This is a genomic window from Streptomyces sp. NPDC088246 (genome assembly GCF_044741025.1).
In the GTDB taxonomy this organism is placed as follows: domain Bacteria; phylum Actinomycetota; class Actinomycetes; order Streptomycetales; family Streptomycetaceae; genus Streptomyces.
This window is the reverse complement of sequence record NZ_JBIURV010000173.1, coordinates 1-1,393: the sequence shown is the minus strand read 5'-3', so window position 1 is coordinate 1,393 and position 1,393 is coordinate 1. Positions and strand designations below refer to the sequence as shown.

The window sequence follows — 1,393 nt, the reverse complement described above, 5'->3', positions numbered from 1 at the left end:
GGGCTGCGCTGGATGCGATCGTGACCCGGCACGAGGTGCTGCGGACCCGCCTCGTCGCCGGCCCGGACGGAGTCGCGCACCAGGTCATCGACCCGCCCGCACCCATGCCCGTCCCGGTCTTCGACCTTTCCGGCAGCCTGGATCCGCAGGGCGCCGCGAACGACATGGTCACGAAGGATGCTCTGACGCCGTTCGACCTGGCGAACGGGCCCCTGCTGCGGGCAACCCTCGTCAGGCTCTCGCCTGACGAGCACATCCTCTCCCTGGTCATCCACCATGTCGTCTTCGACGAGTGGTCGGACCGTGTCTTCCAGCGCGAGCTGTCCGCACTCTACGAGGCGTTCCGCGCGGGTGAGCCGAACCCGCTGCCGCCGCTCGCGTTCCAGTACGCCGACGTCGTCGCCTGGCAGCGCCAATGGCTGACCGGCGACGTACTCGACTCTCATCTCTCTTACTGGCGCGGCAAGTTGGGGGGTGCTCCCGATCTGGAGCTGCCGACCGACCGGCCGCGGCCGGCCGTGCGATCCACCGAGGGAGCCGTGGTGCGGTTCAGTGCTCCCGCAGGTACGGCGGAGGCACTGAAGGCACTGTCCCGTGAGCACGGCACGACGATGTTCATGACGCTGCTCGCTGCCTTCGACGTGCTCATGAGCCGGTACACCCGCTCCGACGACATCGTCGTGAGTACACCGGTCGCGAACCGGAACCGTGCCGAGACCGAGGACCTGATCGGTTTCTTCGTCAACACCCTCGTCATGCGCACCGACCTGTCCGGCAACCCCACGTTCACCGAACTCCTCGGCAGAGTGCGTGGGACCGCACTCGGTGCGTACGCGCACCAGGACCTGCCGTTCGAGCAGGTGGTGGACGCCATGGCGGATGTACGGGACCGTACCCGTAGCCCGCTCGCCCGCGTCTCCTTCAACTACGCGGCCGAGGCCGTAGGCACGTCGCCCTCCGACCGGGAGAGGGCCGGTGGAGCCGGCATGGGCATCGAAACCGGCACGGGTCTGCTGCCGGTTCAGTTCGACATGGTCGTGGCGCTGGGGGAGGACGACGGTGCCCTGACCGGAGAAATCCAGTACAGCACCGCGTTGTTCGACGCGGTGACGGTCGAGCGGATGGCGGGGCACATGGTGACGTTGCTGGGATCTGTCGGCGCGAACGCCGAGATGCCGGTGGGCGAGCTGCCGGTACTGACGGAGGCGGAGCATGAGCAGGTCGTACGTGAGTGGAACGCGACGGTCGAGCCGCTGCCCGTGGTGGGTGGGGTGCATGAGCTGATTGCCGCGCGTGCGGGGTCGATGCCGGGTGCGGTGGCGGTGGTCTGCGGTGAGGTGTCGGTCGAGTACGGGGAGTTGATGGGCCGGGCGAATCGTCTGGCGCATTACCT

At 68.1% G+C, this 1,393-nt stretch carries 1 protein-coding gene; it reads left to right on the top strand.

What is annotated here, in order from left to right:
• Positions 1-20: 20 nt before the first annotated feature.
• A partial coding sequence (locus tag ACIPEK_RS46670) for a condensation domain-containing protein (RefSeq protein ID WP_402009137.1) occupies positions 21-1,393 on the top strand: 1,373 nt, incomplete at its 3' end.